Consider the following 250-nt stretch of genomic DNA (forward strand, 5'->3'; position numbering starts at 1 on the left):
ATCTTTTACATTTTTAAAATAAATAAAATCTGATGCAGGATTAGGATAAATACTAAAATCATCTTCTAATATAGTATCTTGTGTGGAAAGCGCAGAAATACATTTGTCATCGTAAGAATCTCCGGTTATCGTCCAGCCTTTATTATTGATAAGATAATTTCTCGCAATCACCGCTGCAGGATGCGTGTAAATCATCGGTGATGCACTGCTGATATTGATATTATTGGGTGTTGCAGGATTCTGGCTCCAG

Annotated in this window: 1 pseudogene; it reads right to left on the minus strand. The window is 35.6% G+C overall.

Annotated features, from left to right (window positions below):
• Window positions 1-250: pseudogene (locus tag ASG21_RS20380) on the minus strand (hypothetical protein); the annotation flags it as partial.

Source organism: Chryseobacterium sp. Leaf394, from assembly GCF_001424105.1.
GTDB lineage: Bacteria > Bacteroidota > Bacteroidia > Flavobacteriales > Weeksellaceae > Chryseobacterium.